Genomic DNA, 22,113 nt, shown 5'->3' with positions numbered 1-22,113 from the left:
CGATAGTTGCTCGAGGGTACGATTGCTGTTCACTCGACCTGAGAGCATCCTACTCGGGATGCGCTTTTTGGTAGGGCTGACTGGCCCAGTCAGCCGCACTGGTAGATTAAGGCGCGTGTTGGCTCGAAGCTACGTTACCGAACGGCGGTCTGGGCCAGACCGCCCTACCTTTTGCGACTCCTGCTGTAGCGGTGCTATTTCTTGGCCAGGACGATGGGCGTCTGTTCGGCGTCAACGACTGCGGCGAAGAAATCCCTTAGTTCGGCATAGCGTTCCACGGGGACGACCATGTCGTTTTGTATAAACGAGCGGGTGAAAACGAATTGGGTTTCGGCTTCGTCGAAACGCGTAGTTGTCACGTAACTACCAAAGTCGGTTTCGATGATGGTTTCAGGTACGAACTCGTCCGGCGAGTATCCGAGCGGCGTGTAGATCTTGGCGGTCTCCTCCAGCATGCGAGCCCGTAAGCGGACGGGGAGGCTGCGTTTCGTTTCGCTGAAGGGATTGTCTACGATGCGCTCGAGGATGGCGGGCTTGAAGATCATGAGCACGTTTTGCATCTGCTTGGCGTAGCCTTTGAAGCCAAAGTCGATGGTGGTCTTGTAGCTGCGGTCTCCGAGAAGATCGTCCGACTCTTTGGTGACATTGATGACAGGGCTGGGATTGCCGTTGGCCGCGAAGCGATCGTTGATGGACTCGAGGTATTCCTTGCGGTTGAGGCTGTTGACCTTGCGGCGTTCGCTGACGGCGGATTGCCCGTAGCGCGTGGTCTCGATTCGCCCCATGAGGCCGGCATTGTCGAGGAGCTCTGCCAGAATGGTTCGCTCGGTCTTGTTCTCTTCCGGAGTGGTGAGCGGGAGTCGAACCAGGGGCTGGGGTGCCAGCTTGCCGACGATGGCGAGTCCGCCTTGAGCTTCGAAGGGAATCTCGCCGATGGGGCTGTTGTTCCAAGTGGGGTCGATGAAGAGAAGGCGGCCGAGGTTCTCGTCTTCGTAGACGGCGGGAGCGTCGATGGCGGAGTCGACTTGCACGGCGGTGATGCAGTGATTGAAATAGAAGGGGCCGGGCAGTTTTGAGTCGGCGTAGTCGTTGTCGGTCGCGTTGAGGGAAACGACGTAGGATTCGATGCCGACCGATTCGAGCAGGGCTCGCAGGAGGGTGGACTTGTCCTTGCAGTCGCCCCAGCCCAGGCGGAAGGTTTCGCTGGCTGGGCGGGGCGTGTAGCCGCCGCCGTTGCCGAGCTCGAGGGCGATGTGTTCGTAGTTGATGGCTTTGGCGTACTCGCCGAGGGCTTGAATCTTCTCCCAGTCGCTGGTGGCGTCTTGGGTGAGTTCCTTGGCTTTGGCGACGATCTCCTCGTTGGGCACGGCCATGGGGTCGGAGACTTCAACTTGGAAGGCGGCGAGGTCCTCCCAGGTTTCGAACTTGAGGCTGGAGAAGCGGAGGCGATGGTTTTCCGGTGGGGTGACGACGATTCTCATGTGCTCGCGGCGGGCGGCGGAGCTGGGGCTGTGGGGTTCCCACTTTTTGGAGAGGATGTTTTGGGCTTCCCAGGTAACGGAGTTTCCCGAGCGCGTTTTGGTGGGGGAGGCATCGAAGTAGGTTTGTTCAATGCTCCACCCTTCAGGCGCTTCGACGGTGATGCGGGAGAGCGCCACGGGAGCCGTGCTCTGGAATCCCCAGTAGTATTGGGTGAAGATGGTGGATTCGGTCGTCGTGTATTCATAAGCGAATACGTCGCCGGTGCGCGTTTCGTTCCAACCATCGACCGTGACGGTACGCGATTCGGTCTCGAGGGTGAGGTAGAATGAGTTGCTGCGCTCCTTTTCATCCGATTTCTTGTATTTGTATACGTCGCCGTTTTTGTGAAGCGTCCAGGCGTTGATCTTGGGTTTGGTTCCGGAAGAAGCGTAGTAGGAGCAGCTCGCCTTGGCCCGCCAGCGTTCTTGCAGATCGAGGATGCGGATGGCGTAGCGGACGTTTCTTTTGACCCTTCCGTTGTCGAGCACTTCGTAGAAGGCCTCGTCCCACAGGACTTCGAATGTTGGTTCCTCGCCTTCGCGTCGCGGGGGTTCCGGCAGCTCGACGGCTTGCCTTACCCAATCGGGCAGCTTTGGCTTCGCGCCAGCGGCGGTGGCCAAGCCGAGAATAGCGAACAGGATCGTTGCTCTAAACAGTAGCGATTGCATGGATACGCTTTAGCTTTGAGGCGAAGGGGGCTCTTCTTCTAGGGCGGCGCTTTCCTCGATTTTCTTCAGGGTGAGGGAGTGGTGGTCTTGAGCGAAAAGGTCGTCGAAGCTCTTTTTGATGATGGGGTACGCTTGCGGCGGGTAGGTGTCGCCTGAGAAGTCGAGGGTGCGGTGATAAACGATCTTGTTCTGAGTTTTGTTGAATGAGAGCTTAGGGCTGTAGCTCATGAAATGTTGTACCTCGAAAGGCCTAGGGGCGCTGGGCGCTTCGAGGGCGTAGCCATCGGGGAGCTTGATTTCGATTTCGGACTGTTCCCGATACTTGAAGTCGAAGAATATGAGTGTTTTGCGCTCGGGGCTGGGGAATTCCGGTTCGGCGTAGCGTTGCTCCACGTTTGGCTGGAAGAAGAGGCGGTCTCCCACGACTTCGGCGTAGTTGGGCAGGCTGATTTGGCAGGTGATCTTCAATTGCTTGAATGGGTCGTCCGCGTTTTCGATCACGATGTCCTCGAACTCTCCGTTGGGCCACATTTCGCTGAGGGCTTTCTTTAAGACTTCCTTTCGTTCGCTCTCGGAGCGTTCATCCATGATTTGCTTGAACGTCAGCCCGTGGTTGCCGTCTGCGGTTAAGGTAAGCGTGCCGGAGAGGTGTCCGTTTTCGCTGAGCGTCAAGTCTGCGTGGGCTGTAGCCTGGTTGTCCTCTGGTTTGGCGGCTTGGGTTTTGATGAGGATCAGCTCCTTCTTGTCGGGGACGAGAACGCCGACGTTGTCATGTATCCAGTCCAGCTGACCGAATGGGATGTATTTGGCACCGGGGTTGTGAAAGGTCCAGGTATCGCCGTTTTTGATGGCGACCAGCGAATGGGGCAGGGCGATGTCGACCTGCTCCATCATGCCGGTAAAGTTGTAGCGGCTACGGTCGGCGCAGAACGCGAGGCGGGCGTCGATGCCTTCGGCCCGCGCGAGGGCGCAGAACACGGTATTGATATTGAGAGGGTAGCCGAAGCCATTGGAAAGGGTTTTGCTTGCGGACCATTTCTCGTTGAGGTCGTCTCGCTGGTCGCTGGTCAGGCGATCCGCCTCGCCGTGGTAGGAGTTGATGAGCTGGGAGCGGCAGAAGTCGTAGAAGGCTTTCAGCTTTTCTTCTTGGGTCTTCTTGCCAGCGGCCAGCTCCTTGGCTTTCTCGCTTACCGTTTTGTCGTCCTTGGTATTGGAAAGCATTTCGCGGTAGAGGCGTTTTCCTTCGGTTTTCCAAAAGTCGTCCCCGTCACGGAGAGAAGTGACATTGTAGAAGGCGAACCAGGCTCGGGCGTCGCTGTCAGGCGCTTGGTAAGGCTCTTCTGGATACGCGTCCTGGTTCTTTAGAGTAATCTCGTAGAAGCCACCTTTGCCTTTCTCCATGGGTGCGCCGGCGCGGTTGGAGGCCCATTTGAAGCCGTCACCGCGATAGACGTAGGGTTTCATTTTCAAGTGGAGGTGACGGATGGGCCATTCTTCCTGAAAAGATACCTCGTCCTTGGGGATATAGTAGTTCTCGTTCATTATCTTGCGATATTTGTACTCGACGATGTCTCCGACCTCGACTTGGGGAATGGAGATCGTGGTGGAGCGCAGGGTGTCGCCGTTTTTGCGGCTCTCGGTTTGGGTGACGATATCTTTGTCCTCCACCTCGATGTAGCTGCCGTCGGGTTTGATGACGCGGGCATGGATGCCGGTGGCCTTGTAGTAGTTGTAGTACCAGAACTTGGTGCGGCGGGCTTGGTCGAGGGCGCTTTGGTCGTAGATTTTGGTGCGTAGGTGGTATTTTATGATGCGCTGGGGCAGGTAGCTTCCTCCTTCCAGCAAATCGTAGATGATCTCCTTATACAGTACTTCGGCTGGAGCGCTGGGATCGAGTTCGCATTCGGTGGCGGCGAGGTCTTCGGCTGAAATCTCGTCCCAGTTATAGGCGCGCGCGGCGGGAGAAAGAAGGAGGGTGAGGAATAGGGGGAGGGAGAAGCGAAACAGATAGGTAGAGACCTTTGGAAACATGACTTGGTATTTGGGGTTAGAGGATGGATTGCTACGATCTACGATACGAAATGCGTAGTAGCCACTAGGCGCAAGCTCTTGTTTGCTCTCGTAGGGTGAAGGGAGTTTCAGCTCGCGGTGGCGGAAGCAGGATGCTCCCGCTACTTCGGGGCAGCGGAGCCTAGCGGACGAGCTTGGGGCGGATGAAGCGCTCTTCGCCCTGCGGCAGTGGGGAAGCGGAGATGTGTTCCAGGACGGTCTCGGAGTCCTGCGAAACGGTCATTTCGAAATCGGACCAATTGATGAGATCTGACGAATATTCGAATTTTAGCTGTCCAGTGTTTTTGGAGAAGCGGTAGAGGGTGTAGACGGCATGAGCGCTGGCGTTCAGGTGAAAGCGGGGTCGATCAGGGATGGAGTTTTTATCGTCGGGGTCGCTACCGAGAAATTGTTCCATGAGGTCGCTGGCCCAATCCCCGTCTGAGTTGATGTCGGTGGCGTAACGTTTACCCTCGGTCTCCCAGTATTGTGGGGTTTCGAGTTCGGTGAGAGCTTCTAGTAGTTGAGTATCGAATACGGTATTGTCGCTTCGGTCGAAGATGCCGGAGCCGTGGTTGCCGAGGGTGCCGGTGTCCCAATAGAAGGGGATGAGTCCGAGCTCGTTGGCTTTTTCGGAAACGTAGTTGTGGTAGTAGGCACGGGAGGCTAGGTGGAGTTCGAGGTCGTCGCCGGTGAGGTGGCTGCGGCGGATGGCGGCGAATTCGCCGAGCAGCACGGGGATGCCGTGGTCGACGAATTTGCTTTTCATACGGCCGAAGAAGTCGTCGAGCAGGGCTTCTTCTCCCCAGGTGGCGTTGCGAGTGGGGTCGGTGGTGGAGTGGTAGTTGGCTCCCCAGTAGTAGGATTGTTTGCCCCAGCTTTCGTCTTGGGTCATGAGGGCGAAGTTGTAGGGGGTGTAGTAGTGGACTTCGACCATGAGGCGGTTGGGCACGGTATCGCTGGGGAGGGGGTCCATGAGTTGCTCGGTGCGCTCGATGTCGGTGATCGGGCCCTGTACGACGAGGGTGCGGCAGGCGTTGCGGCCGCCGGTGGCGCGGACGGTGTCGACGAAGGTTTGGTGGTAGCGGTCGAGTACGTCCATTTGCTGGGCGGTTTCGACGTGAGGCTCGTTGGCGCTGGCGAAGAGCAGGCGTTGGTCGAAGTCGCGGAAATGGGTGGCGATCTGTTGCCAGAAGGCGCGTTGCTTGTGGTTAACTGCTTCCTCTTGCTCAGGAGTCACGTTTCGCTCCAGCCAGCCGCCGTCCCAGTGGATGTTGAGCAGGATGTAGAGGTCGGCGTCGACGCAGTACCGCACGACTTCCTCGACGCGGGCGAGCCAGACGGGGTCGATCTGCGCGGTGGCGGGATCGGAATACTGGTTCCAGCTGCAGGGGATGCGGATGGCTTGGAATCCGCTTTGCTTCACGAGTTGTATCAGCTCTTTGGTGACGATGGGATTTCCCCATATCGTTTCGCCGGTGAGGGGGTCCGGGGTGGCGCCTTCCCACCAGGTGGCTTCCATGGTGTTGCCGAGGTTCCAGCCTGCTTGGATTTGACCCGCGATCTGGGGGGCCACCTTTTCCATGCCGTCGTATTCGGGAGCGATGGGATCCGTATTGTAGTTTGGATACGGCGATTCGTCGCTTTGGGCCCAAAGGCTGGCAGCAAGGGAAAGGATAGCAGCGAGGGCGAGTAGGGTGGGGGTGCGGGGTAGCATTTTGGGGTAGGGTAATGAAGCTGAGGAAAATCGCGGCGCGAGGCCGCTTCCCACGCTTAATCGAGGTGCACGATGCCGCGGCGGATGGCGGTGACGGCGGCTTCGGTGCGGTCTTGGACTTCGAGTTTGGCGAAGAGGGTTTTGAGGTGTGTCTTTACGGTGTCGATGGAGATGTAGAGCGAGTGGGCGATCTCCTTGTTGCTGCGCCCTTTGAGCAGGGCTTCGAGGACTTCGCGCTCGCGCTCGGTGAGGGCTTGGCGGGGCGAGCTTTCGCTCAGGCGATTGGCGATGAACTCTGGCAGGACTTGCTCGCCGGCTTGCACGCGGCGGATGGCTCCGCAGATTTCCGCGATCGACATGTCTTTGAGCAGGTAGGACTTGGCCCCGGATTGCAGGGCAAGATGGATATCCTCGTCGCAGTCGAAGGTGGAGAAAACGATGACTTTGGCGGAGGAGTCGATGCGGCAGATCGACATGATCGCCTCCACGCCGCTCATGTTGCCCGGCATGCGAAGGTCCATGAGAATGACGTCTGGGCGAGTGACCTTAAAGAGCTCGAGGGCAGCCTCGCCGCTTTCGGCTTTGCCGGCGACTTCCATGTCCGGCTGGCTCTCCACGATGGAGACCATGCCCATGAGCATAGACGGGTGGTCGTCTACGAGCATTACGCGGATTTTCGAGTTCTCGGACATGGCTGCAGCGGTGGAAAAGGGGGCCAGTATAGCAGTTTGGCGGAATATTGGCACGTCACCCGATGGGGTGAAAGTGGATTCAACCAGCGAAGCGGACGGAAATGCGGGTTCCGGTGCCCGGGGCGCTGTCAATGCGCAGGGAGGCTCCGATGTGGTCGGCTCGCTCTTTCATGCCGACCAGGCCGAAGCTGTTGGACTTGGCGTGGCTGGAGGCGGGATCGAATCCGATGCCGTCGTCGGCGATGGCGATGTTGATCTCGTTGCTCGTGAAAGCGATGTCGAGGCGCACCTGTTTGGCCGACGCGTACTTGGTGGCATTGGTGATGGCTTCCTGCCCGATGCGTAGGAGGTTGTTTTCCACTGCGGTGGAGAGGCGTCGGCGGGGACCGTCGACCTTAACCTTGGCGGCGACGCCGGCTTGTTCCGTGAGCTGGTGCAGGATGGCGGTAAGGGCCTCGGGAAGGTCGAACTTTTCTAGGATCTGGGAGCGCATGTTCCAGATGGAAGTGCGGGCTTCGCCGAGGGAGGTGCGCACGATTTGGTGGGCGTTGTCGAGGTGCTTGAGCAAGGCTTCGTCGCCCTCGGGGCAACGGTTCTTGGCGAGCTCCAGCTGGACGGAGGTGGCTCCCAGCCCTTGCGACAAGGTGTCGTGGATCTCGCGGGCGAGGCGGTTGCGTTCCCGGAGGATGGCGGTGAACTCCGCTTCAGCCATTTCGCGCTGGCGGGCTTGCTCTTTGAGGCGGCGCTGGGCGGCGAGGTAGATTGCGAGAGCGGCAAGGGTCGCGAGGGACAGCAAGGCCAGTAGCAGCCAGACGACGGTTTCCCGATCCCAGAAGGGCGGGGCTTGCAGGACCTGCAGGTCGGAGGCGGAGCGGATAAGGAGCTCGAAGCTCTGAGGAGTGAGGCTGCCGCTGATGTTGTCGGTCTGGTACGGTACGACGGAGCAGATGCCGGTGACGTTGAGCAGGGAACCGACGGCGGGCAACGAAGACGGCGATATCTCTCCGCTAATGAGGGTGGCGGCGGTGACGTTGTTCTGGGAGTCCTGCCATTCGAAGCGAAGGGCAACGCCGTCGGGTTGCGGGCGCTTGTCGGTGAGGATGCCTCTGAAGCGGACGAGGTCGGCGTCGTGCTCGAAGGCGTCGGCGTAGCGCTCGAGGATGCGTGGCTCAGCGGCTGTGCTTGCTCCCTGGATACGAAATTCTGCGTCTTCCAAGGCAGGCGAGTAGGCGTCGCTCGCCAGGAAGCCCGCTATGCTGAGTTGGCTGTGGGGTGGTGGCGCCGGCAGTTGCTCGGTAGCGACTCGGATGGCGCGGGTGCGGTCGCGGATCCAGAGGGACTCGCCGGGGATGGCGTGCAGGAGGGCGCCTTGGATATGGACGCGATGATGGTAGTCGATGTTGGGATAGAATTCGAGCAGGGAGCTGATGGCGGCTGGTTCGCTTTGGAAAGGGGGAGTTTCCGGGCGGGACTCGATGGTGATCTCTCCCTCTGCGGGAATGAGAAGGGCGGGCTGGATGAATTGGCGGTTGCGGTTGTGCTGGTTGACGCAGATGGCGCGGAAGCGGATTTGGGCGTCGATAAGGCTCTCGGGGTCGGTGGCGAACTGGGCTTGCACGCTGATGCGCTCCTTGCCGTAGGCCAGTTCGATGAGAGAGGATTTTCCGTCGGGCAGGCTGTCGTGGTCGGCGACGCGGCAGCTGCGCACGATGCCGTAGGTTTCTACCCAGCGGGAGTCGAGACCGCCGGCGCTCAGGTCCGAAAGGGTGACGGGAAGGGGGGCTGGGAGTTCGCCCTCGCCGAGCTGGTCGACCGATTCGATTGACAGGAAAGGAGCGTAGCCACCGGGGTCGGTGCTCCCGCGGACCCGAACGCGTTGGCCGGCTTTGACGGGAGCGATGGGGGGCTGGAGGTCGACGGCGTAGAGGCTGTCTCCGCGGTCGTCGACGAGGACGAAGGCCTGGTGGTAGGGCTCGACCCGCCCGAGGACCACTCCTTCGATTTCAACGGGCAAGGCCTGGGAGGCTTGCTCGACAGAGAGGGCGCGCACCTCGAAGGCGGACTGCAGGGGGGCGGTTTGAGGGGGTGTTTGGCCGACAACGGGAGCGATGGTCGCGAGGGCGAGGCTGGAGGCTAGGACGCGAAACCCCGCTTTAGAACGGGGCCTGATGGGGCGATCAGGAAGGGAACGGTGACGCTGGGTAGCCATCGCGGGAGACCTTGTGAGGGAGCCGGCCTCATGGCGAGAGCGAGTTTTGTCGAAAACGAGATCTTTCGACCTCGGGGGATGAGGGCTTGAATGTGGATTGCGGATGGGCGGAGCGGGTTGGCTGTGGATTTGACTCCGGGCTTTGCGGAGGCAATGTCGATTGACTGAAGATGGAGGAAGTGAGGTGAGGGGTAGGTGGAAAGTTCGAGGGTTCCTGGGCGCTTTTTCGCTGCTCGGGCTGGCGTTCTTTTTTTGGCCGAAGAGCCAGCCCTCCTCGAGCGTCGTAGAGCCTGTTCCGGATGTTCCGGCGGCTGTCTACTCCGAACCTATTGCAATCGGAGGCGCGCGGGACGCGCCGGCTAAGGGATTGGCGAGTCCCTCGTTTTTGGGAGAAGCAGCCGCGCTTTTGGAGGAGCGCGTTTCGCCTCGCGGTGACGAAGGGCTTGAGCTGCTGGAGCAATTGTACGCGGTGCCGGGACTGGCGTATCCGGTGCGGGTCGAGCAAACGGTCTCGAGGGATCCCGCTACGGGAGAGGTCCAGGTGCTTGATCGCGTAGAGATGGCGGCCGACCGTTTGATCGGGCGTTTCGAGGACGGGTTGGAAGCAAGTGAGCTGCAGCGGCAGCTTGCTGGCTTGGGCATGGTCTTGGGGCGTCGATTGATAGGTGGAAACGTTTTCGAGATACTGCTGCCTTCTGGGGGATTGGATGACGTGCCTGAAGGATTGAGGGTCGCTCGGCAATCAGCGATGGCAGAGGATCTCGTGTATTTGGAACCTGACTACATGGTCCATGCCATGGTGGATCCAAGCGATCCCAGCTTTGCGGACGGAAGTTTATGGGGGCTTCGCAACGAGGGCCAAGAGGAAGGGGTGGCAGATGTCGATATCGACGCTCCCGAAGGTTGGGCTTTGCGCTCCGATGCGAGCGAAGTGGTGGTGGCGGTGATCGACACGGGAATCAACTATTTGCATCGGGACCTTGTATCCAATCTTTGGGTCAATGCCTTGGAAATTCCGGGTAACGGGATCGACGACGACGCAAACGGGTGGATTGACGACGTTTACGGAATCAACGCGGTTGCGGGGACGGGCGACCCGTTCGACGACAACGGGCACGGAACGCACTGCTCGGGTACGCTGGGCGCCCAAGGGGACAATGGGGAAGGGATCGTCGGTGTGGCTTGGGATGTGCAGCTGATGGGGCTGAAGTTTTTGTCTTCGAATGGAGGCGGTAAAACATCGGACGCGATCGTTTGTATCGAGTATGCCCTCGCGATGGGAGCGGACCTGTTGAGCAATAGCTGGGGTGGCGCGGGCTATTCGCAAGCCTTGCGCGATGCGATCGCGGTGGCTGAGGAAAATGGGGTCGCCTTTGTGGCAGCTGCAGGAAATGCCGCCTCGGACAACGACCAGGCTGCTGTTTACCCAGCGAGCTACGATTTGGACAATGTGGTGTCGGTCGCATCGGTCGACCGTCGAGGGGATCTGTCGGCGTTTTCCAACTACGGTCTGGATTCGGTGGACCTAGCGGCGCCGGGAACGGATATTTTGTCCTCATGGATTGGCGGAGAGGATGCTTACCGAAAAATCAGCGGGACCTCTATGGCGACCCCGCATGTGAGTGGAGTTCTTGCATTGCTCTTGGTTGAGTATCCAGAAAGTGGATTAGATGAGCAATTGAGGCGCTTGTTCTACGGAGGGAAGCGTTTGGCGACCCTTGAGGATCGGGTGGGTTTTGGCGTGATGGCGAATCTAGCGGGCTCGCTGCAGTTGGCGACGGCTCCGCAGCCTCCGGTGTTTGTTGAGCGCCTTCCGCGTTTTGCCTATCAAACTGAGGGAAGCGACTGGGAGGCTTCTGTCTTGGTGGAGAGCGAGTTTCCGGTGAGCTACGAGTGGTTTCGTGAGGGAGTCAAGTTGGCCGGGCAGCAGGAGTCCCGCTTGGGTCTGACGAACCTGCAAGCGGCAGATGCTGGTGTGTATTCGGTGGTGGCGCGCAACCAGGATGGCGAGGCGAGAGGCCGTGTGCAATTGCAGGTATTGGAGGTGGACGAAGGCTTGGCCGAGGCAGTGGATGCTCCATTCTTGGAAGTTTACAGCTATGGAGATGCGAAGTGGAATCGCTACGCTTTCGATTCAGTTTTGGGAGCGGACTGTATTCGCTCGGGCGAGATAGGCGATGACGGGCAGTCTTCGGTCTTCACAGAAGTGATGGGCCCGGCCCGGGTGTCTTTCAGTTGGCGGCTTTCGGCGGAGCGTTACTGGGACTACGGCAGCTTCTGGGTGGATGGAGCGGAGAATGCGAGTTTGCGGGAAAATGGTGAGTGGGTTCAACATTCGGTTTCCTTGACGGAGCCACGCCGTTACCGCCTCGAGTGGCAGTATTGCAAGGATCGATCGACGAGTTCGGGGCAGGATGCCTTGTTTTTGGACGAGATCGAGATTGGGTCCTTGGAGGAGGGGGCCCCGCTCATCTTGCAGGAGCCGGTAGGAGGGGTCGTCGGAACCGGGGCCAGCTACCAGCTCTCGGTGGAGGCTCTGGGCGGCGAGCTCGAATACCAGTGGTTTAAGGACGGGGTGGCCCTAGAGGGCGCAGTCTCGGGAAGCCTGGCGTTTTTCTCTGTCTCCTCCGAGGATGCGGGGATCTATACGGTGATAGTGTCCAATCCTTTTGGCGATGTCACGAGTCGCGGAGCTCGCATCGAGATCGCTGATATCCCAGTTCGAATTTTGTCGCAGCCTGAAAACGCTAGTGTGTCGGCAGGCGAACGCGTGGTGTTTGAGGTCGAACTGGAAGGGTCGCTTCCGTATTCGGTTGAATGGTACAAGGACGACGTGGCGCTTGCTGGGGCGGACTCTCCTCGGTTGACGATCGCTGTGGTGGGCGTTGCGGATGCCGGCGAGTACTTTGCGAGGGTGAGTAACGCGTCCACTCCGGTAGCGGTTGAAACCAATGTCGCGACTCTGGAGGTCAGGGAGTTGAGTCTCGCTCCGCGCTTTGTCAAGCAACCGCAATCAGGGTACTGGAAAAATGGTGACACGCTGTTTTTGTCTGCCGCGGTGGAGGGATCGTTTCCGTTTACGTATCAGTGGTTCAAGGACAGCGTTGCGGTTCCGGGAGAAGTGGATCGAGTTTTAAGTCGGGAAGCGGTCGTGGAATCGGACGGTGGCGTCTATCGCCTGCAGGCGCAGAATGCCTTTGGGACGGCCTTGAGCGCGGAGGCGGAGGTGCTCGCGCTGGGCGATCTGGGCGAGGCGATCGACTTGCCGGAGTTGGAGTGGAACGTCGAAGGCGCGGGTTACTTCTTCGCTCAGGAGGAGGTGGCGCGCGATGGAATGGACGCTTTGGAGTCAGGAGGGGGCCGCAGCTTTTTTGGCACGCCCGTTTCGCTTTGGGCGGAGATTGAGGGGCCCACCAACTTTTATGCCTTTTGGAGGGAAGAGTCCTCTGCGATCCCGTCTACGGTGCGGCTTTTTGTCGATGGTGAAGTGATGTCCAGCCTGAGCGCAGGAGCGGATTGGCACGAGGCGCGCGCATGGGTTCCGGAAGGACGCCATTTGGTGAGTATCGAAGGCTTGCTGGAGCTTGGGAGTACGGTGTGGATCGATCAGGGCAGGCTTTCTGCGGCTCCAGCGTTTTGCTCGCAGTCAGAGTCGCTGGCGCTCGAGCAGGGTCAGGACTCCCTTTTGGCCGCGGAGGCGCGGGGAGCGGGGACGCTTGCCTATCAGTGGTATCGGGATGGGGTAGCGATTCCTGGGGCGGTCGAAAGTAGCTATCCGGTCTCGAGTTCAGATCCAAGTTCAGTGGGGAGATACTTTGTGGTCGCCAGCAACGCCCATGGATCGGCGCAGAGCGCTGATATGCTCGTGCGAGTTTTCGACTCTTTGGCTGCCGAATGGGGTGACGATTCGGTGTCGCTGAATTTTGGAGACAGCTCCGCATGGCAGGGAACGGTGTTGGATAATGGTGAGGTCGCCTTGCGGAGCCTTGGGGATGGGGAAATGGCCGTTCTCACCGCGGAAGTAACAGGTCCGGGAACGCTGGTATTTGATCTTGGGATACGCTCGCTTGTAGGGTTTCCGTCTCTCGGCCTGATTGTTGATGGCAGGCGTGTCGGTTACTACAGTGATTCTATCGATAAGCAAAAGGAATTGAGTCTGAAGCGTCGGGCTATCTACTTGAGTGAAGGTGTCCATCAAGTCGAATGGAGGTTCGCGAGGGGAAGCGCGTCAGGTGCTTTGGGGGCGGCGGTGGCATACCTCGACAACGTAAAGTTGCTCGAGGAGCCGGTGTTTGCTAAGGATCCGCGAGACACTCGGGTAGTGGAGGGAGGTGCCGCGAGTCTTAGCGTTTCGATGGTGGGGGCGGGACCCTTTGCCTATCAATGGTTCAAGGACGGAGTCGCTCTGGCAGGGCAAAAGTCTGCCCAGCTGCAAATATCCGGAGCGAATGAAGCGACTGCCGGTCTCTACCACTGCGTCGCAAAAAACGAAGAAGGATTTTCTGCAGCTTCAGCCGCGGCGGAAGTGACGGTTATCCTGGGCTACTACGATGCGCTTGGGCTCGACTTTGGCCGGGTGGTGTTGGGCGGCGAGAAATGGGAGCCCGTTCTAATTGAAACGCCAGTAGGACAGGGCGCTCTGGCGCTCGCAGTGGCTGAGCGCGATTCGTTGAACGCGCTGGCATTCGATATCGAGGTGGCGCAGGGGGGACTTCGCGCGTTGGAATTTTGGATACGGGCTAGCGACATGGGAGCCAATAGCTTGCTGCAAGTCTACGAGAACAACCAACGGCATATTGATATTTTGGAATCCGATGACTGGCAGCGAGTTGTTATTCCGTTGAGCAAGAGCGGGACGAATCGTCTCTCCATTAGTTTGCGCCAAGGTTCGGAGTGGGAGCTCCGCGATCCGGAGGTGGCATTGGCGGGCTTTCGGTTGATGGAAGAGCCGGTGGTTTCCCGCCCGGCTCGCGCTGGAGGGATCTACTGGGGGGATTCCCATATGTTCTCGGCCGAAGTGGTGGGAAACCTTCCGTTCACTTACCGGTGGTCCAAGGCCGGACAGACGCTAAGAACTGGAAAAACGGGTAGTAACCAGATTCGCTACGTCGTTCCGCGGCTGAACGACGAGGTCGAAGGAGTTTACGATCTGGTTGTGGAAAACGATGTTGCAGTGTCCGAAACCCTTTCGCGAGAAGTACGGCTTTTGAGCGCGGACTTCGGTGGAGCTGTGGGGTGGTCGGGCACGAGGCTCCGGAGTTATGGGGATACGCTTTGGGAGCTGGATGAAGGGGAGTCGCTGGTGGGAAGTAGATCCCTGAGCGTGGGGAGCTTAAGCCCGCTTGAGTCGAGCGAGCTGGTCTTTGACTTGAAGGGTCCGGGAGTGTTCTTGATGAATTGGAAATTGGACTCGCCCAGCGGAGTGGACGAATTGTCGATCACGGGTGGGGGCAAGTTGCTGAGAGGGCTTTATTCGTCTTCCGACTGGGTTCCCTATGAACTCTTCGTTCCGGAAGCGTCGTTCCAGTTTCGTATCCAGATGTTGAATCGCGATGGGGCGGGCACCCAGGGAGGCCGGGCTTGGGTGGATGGCTTGCGTTTTCTCAAGTTTGGAGGCGAAGGGTTTTACGATTGGTCGACTCGGGTGTTTGCGGAGAGTGGACTGGACGAGGCGGAGCGTGGACTGCGAGGGGATCCGGAAGGAGACGGTCTGCCGAATTTGGCCGAGTATGCCTTCGGCTTCGATCCCTTGTCCGCGGAGGTCTTTCCGACACCCCGTATCGAGAACGGGTTGGTGATCGTCGAGTTTCCCTTGCAGTCGGAGGCGGTGGATACGGGATTTGCTTTGGAGGTGAGCCGGGATTTGGCGACTTGGTATCCGTTGCGTAGCCAGTACGATCTGACGCAGGGAGACGGTCAAAGCAGCGTGCAATTGTTGCAGCTGCTGACGGAAGAGGAATTGCGGGACGGCCTTTTCGTGCGTTTGGCGATCTACTACTTGCAAGCCGACGAGTAGGTTCTTTGGAAGAATCTTTTGCCGGTTCGTAAGCTGAGGTTCAGGGGCAAGTCTTGTGGTCGAGCGCGGGTGGGAGAACGAACTCGTGTGGTGTCATGGTAGTTCCTTGCCTATTTCCAATCTGCAATACTTCCGCGGGAAACGCCCTTGCGTCGTGATTAACCGGTCTCCGATCGCGACGCAAGGTCGCTTCCTACAAGATGTATTGAATCGTAGCGGGTACATTCCCCGCAGCTTGCTGCCTCGGTCACTCCGAGGCGGCAAAACTGCGACCTTTCACGCTGCGCTGAAAAGGCCCGTAAGCCTCATAGGCTTGGGTGTTTTTTGGTTCTATGTATCCATTACGTTGATATGATAGGTTGGGGGACGCATGGGGACTCGGGGAAAGTCGAGGGCTTAGCTGTGCGGGTAGGGCGGCTCGATCCAGTTGCTGGCCGCTAGCGGAGGGGCGTAGATGGTGGAGATTATATATCCGTTCCACAGCGCGACGCGGTCGCTTGTAAAGACGAATGAGGAGACAGAATTCGAAACAGTCCAATAATACATTAGCCTTTTCTGAGTAGGGTTGCAGCTTGCTGCAGACCGCAGTGCAGATCCGTTCCACAGCGCGACGCGGTCTGGACCAAGGTCCAGGCCTACAAAAACTCAACGTATTGGGCAGTTTCTTAGAAACGGCGCAGGGAAGACGGCATTCGCCGTTCGCGATCGATATGAAGTTCAACCAAAAAAAGACGATTCGGACCCTCGGTGGCGGCTTCGTTCTCTTGGGAATGGTTTCTCTAGCGCGGGAGGGCAGGTCGCATCCCTGCGCTTACTCACGGCGGAACACGTTTTGATGGCGTTTTGTAATAGATAATTGAATACTTTGTGGTTGCTCTCTTGGGTGCGGGGTTGCTCTCGAGATCGACAATTACTCGGTTGCTTCGAGCGACGAGGACTGCGAGAGTGGCGGCATGAGCAGGCACATTTGCATTACGGGATGCACGAAGGGCTTGGGTAGGGCCTTGGTGGATTGGTTTTTGGAGCATGGGTGGGCGGTCAGTGGCTGCGGCCGAGACGCGGACGCGATTCTCGAGCTGGTGGACAGCAAGCCGCGTGACAGGGTGCACTTCGAGCGGGTGGACGTCACGGATGACGCAGCGGTCGGGCTGTTCGCCGCCGAGGTGGAAGCTACTTTGGGAACGCCTGAGCTGCTGCTCAACAATGCGGGTATCATCAATGCGAACGCTCCGCTCTGGGAAGTCCCGGCCAAGGAGTTTTCGCAGGTGGTGGACGTCAATATCAAGGGGGTCGCCAACGTGCTACGCCACTTCGCGCCCATGATGATCGCCAAGGGGCGCGGGGTCATGGTGAACCTGAGCTCCGGTTGGGGACGTTCGACCTCGCCGGAGGTGGCTCCCTATTGCGCCACGAAGTGGGCGGTCGAGGGGCTCAGCCAAGCGATGGCCCAGGAGCTGCCGGCGGGGGTGGCTGTGGCGGCGATGAACCCCGGCATTATCGACACTGCAATGTTGAGGAGCTGCTTCGGCGAAGGCGCGAGGGGCTACGGCAAGGCCAGCGACTGGGCGATGCGGGCAGGGCCTTTTCTCAGCGAGTTGGACGCGTCCTGCAACGGCCGCCAACTCACGGCGCCGTGATCTCGTTTGTGGAGTGAAAGCGCAATTGTGAGCGCCAGGCTGGCTTGGCGCTTTTCGAGCTATCGGAGGGATTTTCATTATGACTAAGAATTGTTTGTATGGGCTGCTTACGCTCCTTGTTTCGCTGCTGATGTCGGCCTGCGGTGGCGGGCGCCAAGATGGGGTATTGCTGGTGGGGACGGAGGCGACTTATCCGCCCTTCGAAATGACCAACGAGGCGGGCGAGATCGTAGGCTTCGACATCGACTTAATCAAAGCCATCGCGGCGGACCAGGGCTTGTCCTTGGAGTTTCGCGATATGGATTTCGATTCCCTCGTGCCGGCGGTGCAGGGCGGGAATATCGACATCGCGGCCTCTGGCATGTCCATCACGCCGCTGCGCCTGCAGCAAGTGGCCTTCACGGATCCCTACATCGAGGCGGGCTTGGTGGTCGCGGTTGGACCTCAGGCGACGAAGGTGAGGGGAGTGGACGACCTCAAAGGACTGCGGATTGCGGTGCAGCAAGGAACCACCGGCGCCGCGAAGGCGGAAGCGCTGCTGGCAGCTAAAAGCGTGGGAAGCGTGAAGTATTTCCCCAACGTCTCGGTGGCCATGATGGAGCTGCTGAACGGGGGCGTCGACGCGGTGATCAATGACAAGCCGGTGACCGAGGCCTTCGTGGCGAGGCATCCGGGCAAGATCAAGATCGTGGGCGATACGCTAGCCAGCGACCAGTACGGCTTTGCCTTGGCCAAAGGGCGGGAGGAGCTCTTGGCCAAGCTGAACGCCGGCCTTGCCAAGGTGAAGGCGGACGGAACCTGGGACCAGCTTTCTGCCCAGTACTTCGGAGATGCCGCCGAGTAATGCTGACGGACTTTTTCCAGCATTTGGCGGGGAGCTTTCCCGCCTTGCTCAAGGGGGCGATTTACACGGTGCTGGTAGCCGTGCTCTCCATGAGCCTGGGCCTGTCCTTGGGCTTGTTCGTCTGTCTGGGCAAGATCTCGCAAAGGCGTTGGCTGCGTGTCCTGTGTTCTGGATACATCGACGTGTTTCGCGGTACGCCCCTGCTGGTGCAGATCCTTTTCATCTACTTCGGTTTTCCCAGCCTGCTGCAGCAAATTTTCCAGCAGCCGTTTCCTTTCAATCCCCTGGTGGCCGGCACCGTCGCTTTCACCCTCAACGCCGCCGCCTACATCGCGGAGATTTTGCGGGCCGGGATCGCCTCCCTAGGTAAGGGGCAGCTCGAGGCGGCGGAGTCGCTGGGGCTGAGCTACTTCCAAGCCATGCGATGCGTCATCCTGCCGCAAGCCCTGCGGCGCATGATCCCGGCCCTCGGAAACGAGTTCGTGACGCTGCTCAAGGACACCTCGCTGCTGTCGGCCATCGCGGTCACGGAAATCGTGAAGGAAGGGCGACTCTACATTTCGCGAACTTACGCGGCCTTTCCGACCTACTTCGCGATCGCCTTGCTCTACTTCGCCCTGACCTTCGTGGCGACGCGCCTCTTCAACCGCTTGGAGGAAAGGTTCAAGATCCATGATTGAGATCCGAGGTCTGAGCAAGAGCTTCGGCGACTTGCAAGTGCTGCAGGGAGTGGACTTCTCGGTGGCGAGCGGAGAAGTGGTCTGTTTGATCGGTCCCTCCGGCTCCGGCAAAAGCACGCTGCTACGTTGTATCAACCTTCTGGAGACGCCCGATGGCGGAGAAGTGTTGCTGCGAGGGAAATCCTACCAAGCCTTGCCCAAGGAGAGGCGTGAGCTGCGCAGCGAAGTGGGCATGGTGTTCCAGCACTTCAACCTGTTTCCGCATCTCACGGCGCTGCAGAACGTGATGCTGGCTCCCTCCAAGGTGCGCAAGCTAGAGAAGGCTCCGCTCCGCGAGCTTGCGATGAAGCTTTTGCGACAAGTCGGACTGGCGGAAAAGGCCGACGCCTTTCCCGGCAGGCTTTCGGGCGGACAAAAGCAGCGGGTGGCCATCGCCCGGGCCTTGGCCATGCAGCCCAAGGTCATGCTCTTCGACGAGCCAACCTCCGCCCTCGATCCGGAAGTGGTGGGGGAAGTGCTGGCGGTCATGAGGCAGCTCGCCCGGGAGGGCATGACCATGGTGGTGGTGACGCACGAGATAGGCTTCGCCCGCGAAGTGGCGGACCGCGTGGTATTCATGGCCGATGGCAAGATCGTGGAGCAAGGCCCCGCCCGCGAGTTTCTCGCCCAGCCTCAGTCGCAGCGAGCCAAGGTCTTCCTCGGTTCCGAGCTGAAATAGGCGGCGCGGTACGCGAGGTCCCAGACCATCGAACCTTTTACGAGTCATCGAAGCTGGGGCAGTCGCTCCGCGAGCGCTCATTTCGCAAGCTCCTGCGCGGCTGCAATACCAAGGAAAAAATACTCCAGGCGCTGCGTCCATCCGCCACTCAAGTGCATCCTCTCGCTCCGCATCGTAAAACAAGATTGTAGGGTTGGCACTCGTCGCCGCACCGCGTCGCTTCGATCCCGACTTTCCTCGAAGGTTTCATCCCCCCGAAAGGCAGGCAGCGCGAGCTGACGTTGGGACCGAATCGCAAAGGCTGCATAGGCCTCCCTGCGGGGTCTAGAACCGATGGCTTCCCCTTCGTTGACGGGCTAAGCGCAAAGTCAATCATTTGCACCGTAGATCCACTTAATTAGCCTTGTGCCAGATCCGGTATCCGACAAGATGCCAAACCGTGCTTCCAACAAAATATCCAAATTCCCCAAAAGTGCATATGACCCAAAAAGTGCGCATAACCACGGCTATAGCCGGATATTCTACCCGCTTAACGGTTGGAAACCGCACATATCATCAGTGATGATATGTGGCGCAAAACTACATAGAATACTACTGATGCTAAATAATTTATTCAGTAAATCATTGGCATTCCATGCATTATTAATCCCACTGGCAGCAGTAATAACTGATCTTGGGCTGATGTTTATCGATAGATTCGACTTTAGGGCCATTCCAGTAGCAGTGATAGCAACTCCATTTTTCTACATTATCCTAACCGTACCTGCACTCTTGCATGGTGGCGTTTATTGGTCGTTCAATTGGATTAGGGTTAAGAACCCAATTGTGGCTTTGTTTTTTACGGTTTCAGTAGCTACTGCCATTTACTATGTGTGGCTTAATTCTTGGGGAGGACGTTTGAGAGATGAATTAGCCGAAGCAACCAAAGTCATGGCATTTTCCTCGCTCGTCGTCAGTTCAATCGCAACTTTCAAGATAAAGGAAAATGCATAACAAGACGCAGACAACGTCGGCAAACGCCCGCTACTTTGATTACGAACCCATGAAATCCAACCACCCCAGTAACCTTAACCTTAGCTTGAGCCGCCGCGTCTGAGCTCGACGTTGTCAAAAAATGAGTGTCCCAAAGCACATATTTATCGATACTAGCATCTTCGATCAGTTCGCTTTCAACTTTGACTCTCCGAGGGTTAAGCCATTTGCGGACGCTCTGCCTATTCTAGATCTTACCTTGGTTGATCCTGACCCCATCTTCAGAGAAAGAACTCGTCACCTAAAAGAACGAGTTGAAACTATAATTCACTCTATTGAAAAGATCGAAAAGACTCTTCCCTTAATTGCATCTTTAGAAAATTGGCCTTCGACCGGTTATTTCCATTCGTATAAAATTCGACAACTCATAAACGGGTCAATGGAAGACTTCCTATCCAAAATGAAGTATGTGAAGATTGGATATGAAGGCATCAACATTGGCAAGATCATGACTTGGTATGAACAAGGCATACCGCCATTCGGAAAAGGAAAGAAAAACAAAGAATTCCCAGATGCACTGTCTATCGCCATACTGGATCGCTTCTCCACGAATCAGTCATGCGACATAGCCGTCATTTCCAACGATTCAGACTTTGAGAAAGCCTGCTCCAGGCGGACCAACCTTCTCTACTACCCTTCTCTTGCAGCCTACCTGCAAGTTCATCAAAGCGAATCAGAGCGAGTTCGTATCATTCAGGAGTGGGCTGACGAGAACGAGGGCGCTTTCGACGAACTGATTGAAGAGCAATTGGGGAATCTAGAATATGAATTCGACCAGTACGTTCAAGGTGAGATAAACGACCCATCACTTGATCATGTGTCTATCTCTGAGCTTTATGTCGTCGGTTTAGCCGAGAAGGAATGCACAGTTTCGTTCGAAGTGGAGATTGGTTTCACAGTCAATGCAGAGTACGAAGACGAAAGCGATTTTGAGTATACTCCGGAAGGCGAACCCATAGGACCTGTATCCCATAGCGGCATGATTTCAAGCACTGTTGAGGGATCTGCACTAGCCAAGATCTCATTCGATCCTAAAAACAACAAAGCAATTGGAGTTACGTTCGTAGAACTAGATCTACCCACAGTATTGGTACCGGTAAGCGAATTATGGTAGAAGACAACGTGGCAGCCCATACAACTCCGGCCAGCGCTCCCCGCTGAACTACGCGTATGGCTTTCACGTTGGCAGAAAATTGAATACAGATGAAACTAAGCCATAGCGTCAGTGGAGCACTTAGAAAGTTCGCATACTTCCTATCCAGCGGGACGCACTACAAACTCGAAGGAATCGAATATCTTGACCTCTACGGAGATGAGCCAAGTGCGATCGAGATGGCTTACGCTATCTTCGCGAATGTACTCGAAGTCGACGAAGAAGGAACGGTTCTAAACGCAAAGTACGCTGAAGAAAGAGCAACGAATTACATCCGGTCGTATTGTGACCCGAAATTCGAAGTCGAGCCACCATACGAGGATTGGGAGATCGAACTACACTAATGATTGAATATCCCAACCAAGCATCGCATACAATGTCGGCAAACGCTCGCCTCTTTTGTAACGAGCGTATCCAAAATCACCTCAACCCTAATGGAACCTCAACTGAAGCCGCCATCGTGTGGATTTGACGTCGAAGAATGAATTTAGATTGGGCAGAGCTTTTGTGTAAGATCAACGACATGTTCGTTAATCTCACTCGCGAGAAGATTTTCAAGAAGGAAACGAACGACTTTAAGAAGCACGTAAGATCGTGCCTAAAATTAAACGACGAAAGTGATTGGAACTACATTCTCGCCTCAGAAGACATTCTGGAGGATTCAAACGCTGCCATTCAGAACTTCCTAAAATTTGGCATTAGCGGCCCAACTAAGTATGACGAGTTGGGAGAAAAGTATTTGAGACTTTATGGCCTACTCAACGCGGTATACCTGCAGCAAAATGCCCTGCTTAGCTTGGCGAAGTTCTTTCAGCATCCAAATTATTCCAAAATGAGAGAAGACTTAGAAAGTCTTCAAATCAGGCGTATCAGAAATCAACTGGGGGCTCATAGTGTAGATTTCTTCGAGGAAGAAGGGTTCCCGAATAGAGCCTTTGTTCCAGTTCGGATCTCCTTAGAAGACTTCCATGTCGAGTTCTTTGAGCACACTAAGGATGAGATGCATAAAGCAGACTTAAAAGAATCGATTGAAGAGCATCTAAAACTAGCATCACACGTATATCTGGACGTGATTGAGAAGTCCATTAGGACCATTTACAAAAACAACCCTGAAAAAATTGAATCCCTAATCGAAGCTTTCAGTCCGTTTAGGGAACGATTAAAAGGAAACATAGTT

General features: G+C 57.2%; 14 protein-coding genes. 9 read left to right on the top strand and 5 right to left on the bottom strand.

Annotated elements, in window-relative coordinates; translation table 11 throughout:
- Positions 1 to 194 precede the first annotated feature (194 nt).
- The 5 genes from IEN85_RS22115 to IEN85_RS22095 all read right to left on the bottom strand — a co-directional run bounded on the left by IEN85_RS22115 (position 195) and on the right by IEN85_RS22095 (position 8,856).
- Positions 195 to 2,189 (bottom strand): DUF3857 domain-containing protein, encoded by a 1,995-nt coding sequence (locus IEN85_RS22115; RefSeq protein WP_191619291.1) that lies wholly within the window; start codon positions 2,187 to 2,189, stop codon positions 195 to 197.
- 9 nt (positions 2,190 to 2,198) lie between these two features.
- On the bottom strand, positions 2,199 to 4,220 hold the full coding sequence (locus IEN85_RS22110) for a DUF3857 domain-containing transglutaminase family protein (RefSeq protein WP_191619290.1): 2,022 nt from the start codon (positions 4,218 to 4,220) through the stop codon (positions 2,199 to 2,201).
- A 160-nt stretch (positions 4,221 to 4,380) separates the two neighbouring features.
- Positions 4,381 to 5,955 carry a glycoside hydrolase family 5 protein gene (locus IEN85_RS22105; protein WP_224772837.1) on the bottom strand — a complete coding sequence of 525 codons (1,575 nt, stop codon included), beginning with the start codon at positions 5,953 to 5,955 and terminating at the stop codon, positions 4,381 to 4,383.
- A gap of 56 nt (positions 5,956 to 6,011) precedes the next feature.
- Positions 6,012 to 6,647, bottom strand: coding sequence for a response regulator (locus IEN85_RS22100; protein WP_191619289.1), 636 nt, complete (start codon positions 6,645 to 6,647; stop codon positions 6,012 to 6,014).
- A 79-nt stretch (positions 6,648 to 6,726) separates the two neighbouring features.
- A complete protein-coding gene (locus IEN85_RS22095) occupies positions 6,727 to 8,856 on the bottom strand; it encodes a sensor histidine kinase (protein ID WP_191619288.1) in 2,130 nt (709 codons plus the stop codon).
- Between the two features lie 385 nt (positions 8,857 to 9,241).
- Between IEN85_RS22095 and IEN85_RS22090 the strand changes: the two genes are divergently transcribed.
- The 9 genes from IEN85_RS22090 to IEN85_RS22050 all read left to right on the top strand — a co-directional run.
- Positions 9,242 to 14,872: a S8 family serine peptidase gene (locus IEN85_RS22090; RefSeq protein WP_191619287.1), complete on the top strand. Its 5,631-nt coding sequence runs from the start codon at positions 9,242 to 9,244 to the stop codon at positions 14,870 to 14,872.
- Between the two features lie 953 nt (positions 14,873 to 15,825).
- Positions 15,826 to 16,509 carry an SDR family oxidoreductase gene (locus tag IEN85_RS22085; RefSeq protein ID WP_191619286.1) on the top strand — a complete coding sequence of 228 codons (684 nt, stop codon included), beginning with the start codon at positions 15,826 to 15,828 and terminating at the stop codon, positions 16,507 to 16,509.
- Between the two features lie 79 nt (positions 16,510 to 16,588).
- Positions 16,589 to 17,353 (top strand): basic amino acid ABC transporter substrate-binding protein, encoded by a 765-nt coding sequence (locus tag IEN85_RS22080; protein WP_191619285.1) that lies wholly within the window; start codon positions 16,589 to 16,591, stop codon positions 17,351 to 17,353.
- On the top strand, positions 17,353 to 18,033 hold the full coding sequence (locus tag IEN85_RS22075; RefSeq protein ID WP_191619284.1) for an amino acid ABC transporter permease: 681 nt from the start codon (positions 17,353 to 17,355) through the stop codon (positions 18,031 to 18,033). Before IEN85_RS22080 ends, IEN85_RS22075 begins: the two co-directional genes overlap by 1 nt.
- Positions 18,026 to 18,751 (top strand): amino acid ABC transporter ATP-binding protein, encoded by a 726-nt coding sequence (locus IEN85_RS22070; RefSeq protein WP_191619283.1) that lies wholly within the window; start codon positions 18,026 to 18,028, stop codon positions 18,749 to 18,751. The genes IEN85_RS22075 and IEN85_RS22070 overlap by 8 nt, the downstream gene beginning before the upstream one ends.
- 597 nt (positions 18,752 to 19,348) lie before the next feature.
- Positions 19,349 to 19,744, top strand: coding sequence for a hypothetical protein (locus IEN85_RS22065; protein ID WP_191619282.1), 396 nt, complete (start codon positions 19,349 to 19,351; stop codon positions 19,742 to 19,744).
- A gap of 121 nt (positions 19,745 to 19,865) precedes the next feature.
- Positions 19,866 to 20,897 carry a PIN domain-containing protein gene (locus IEN85_RS22060; protein ID WP_191619281.1) on the top strand — a complete coding sequence of 344 codons (1,032 nt, stop codon included), beginning with the start codon at positions 19,866 to 19,868 and terminating at the stop codon, positions 20,895 to 20,897.
- Positions 20,898 to 20,986: 89 nt separating this feature from the next.
- Complete coding sequence (locus IEN85_RS22055) at positions 20,987 to 21,280, top strand: DUF7677 family protein (RefSeq protein ID WP_191619280.1); 294 nt, start codon at positions 20,987 to 20,989, stop codon at positions 21,278 to 21,280.
- A gap of 137 nt (positions 21,281 to 21,417) precedes the next feature.
- The coding region (locus tag IEN85_RS22050; RefSeq protein WP_191619279.1) for a hypothetical protein at positions 21,418 to 22,113 on the top strand (696 nt) is incomplete at its 3' end.

It is taken from the genome of Pelagicoccus enzymogenes, from assembly GCF_014803405.1.
Taxonomy (GTDB): Bacteria; Verrucomicrobiota; Verrucomicrobiia; order Opitutales; family Opitutaceae; genus Pelagicoccus; species Pelagicoccus enzymogenes.
The sequence above is the reverse complement of the archived record's forward strand: the minus strand, read 5'-3'. Positions and strand labels throughout refer to the sequence as shown.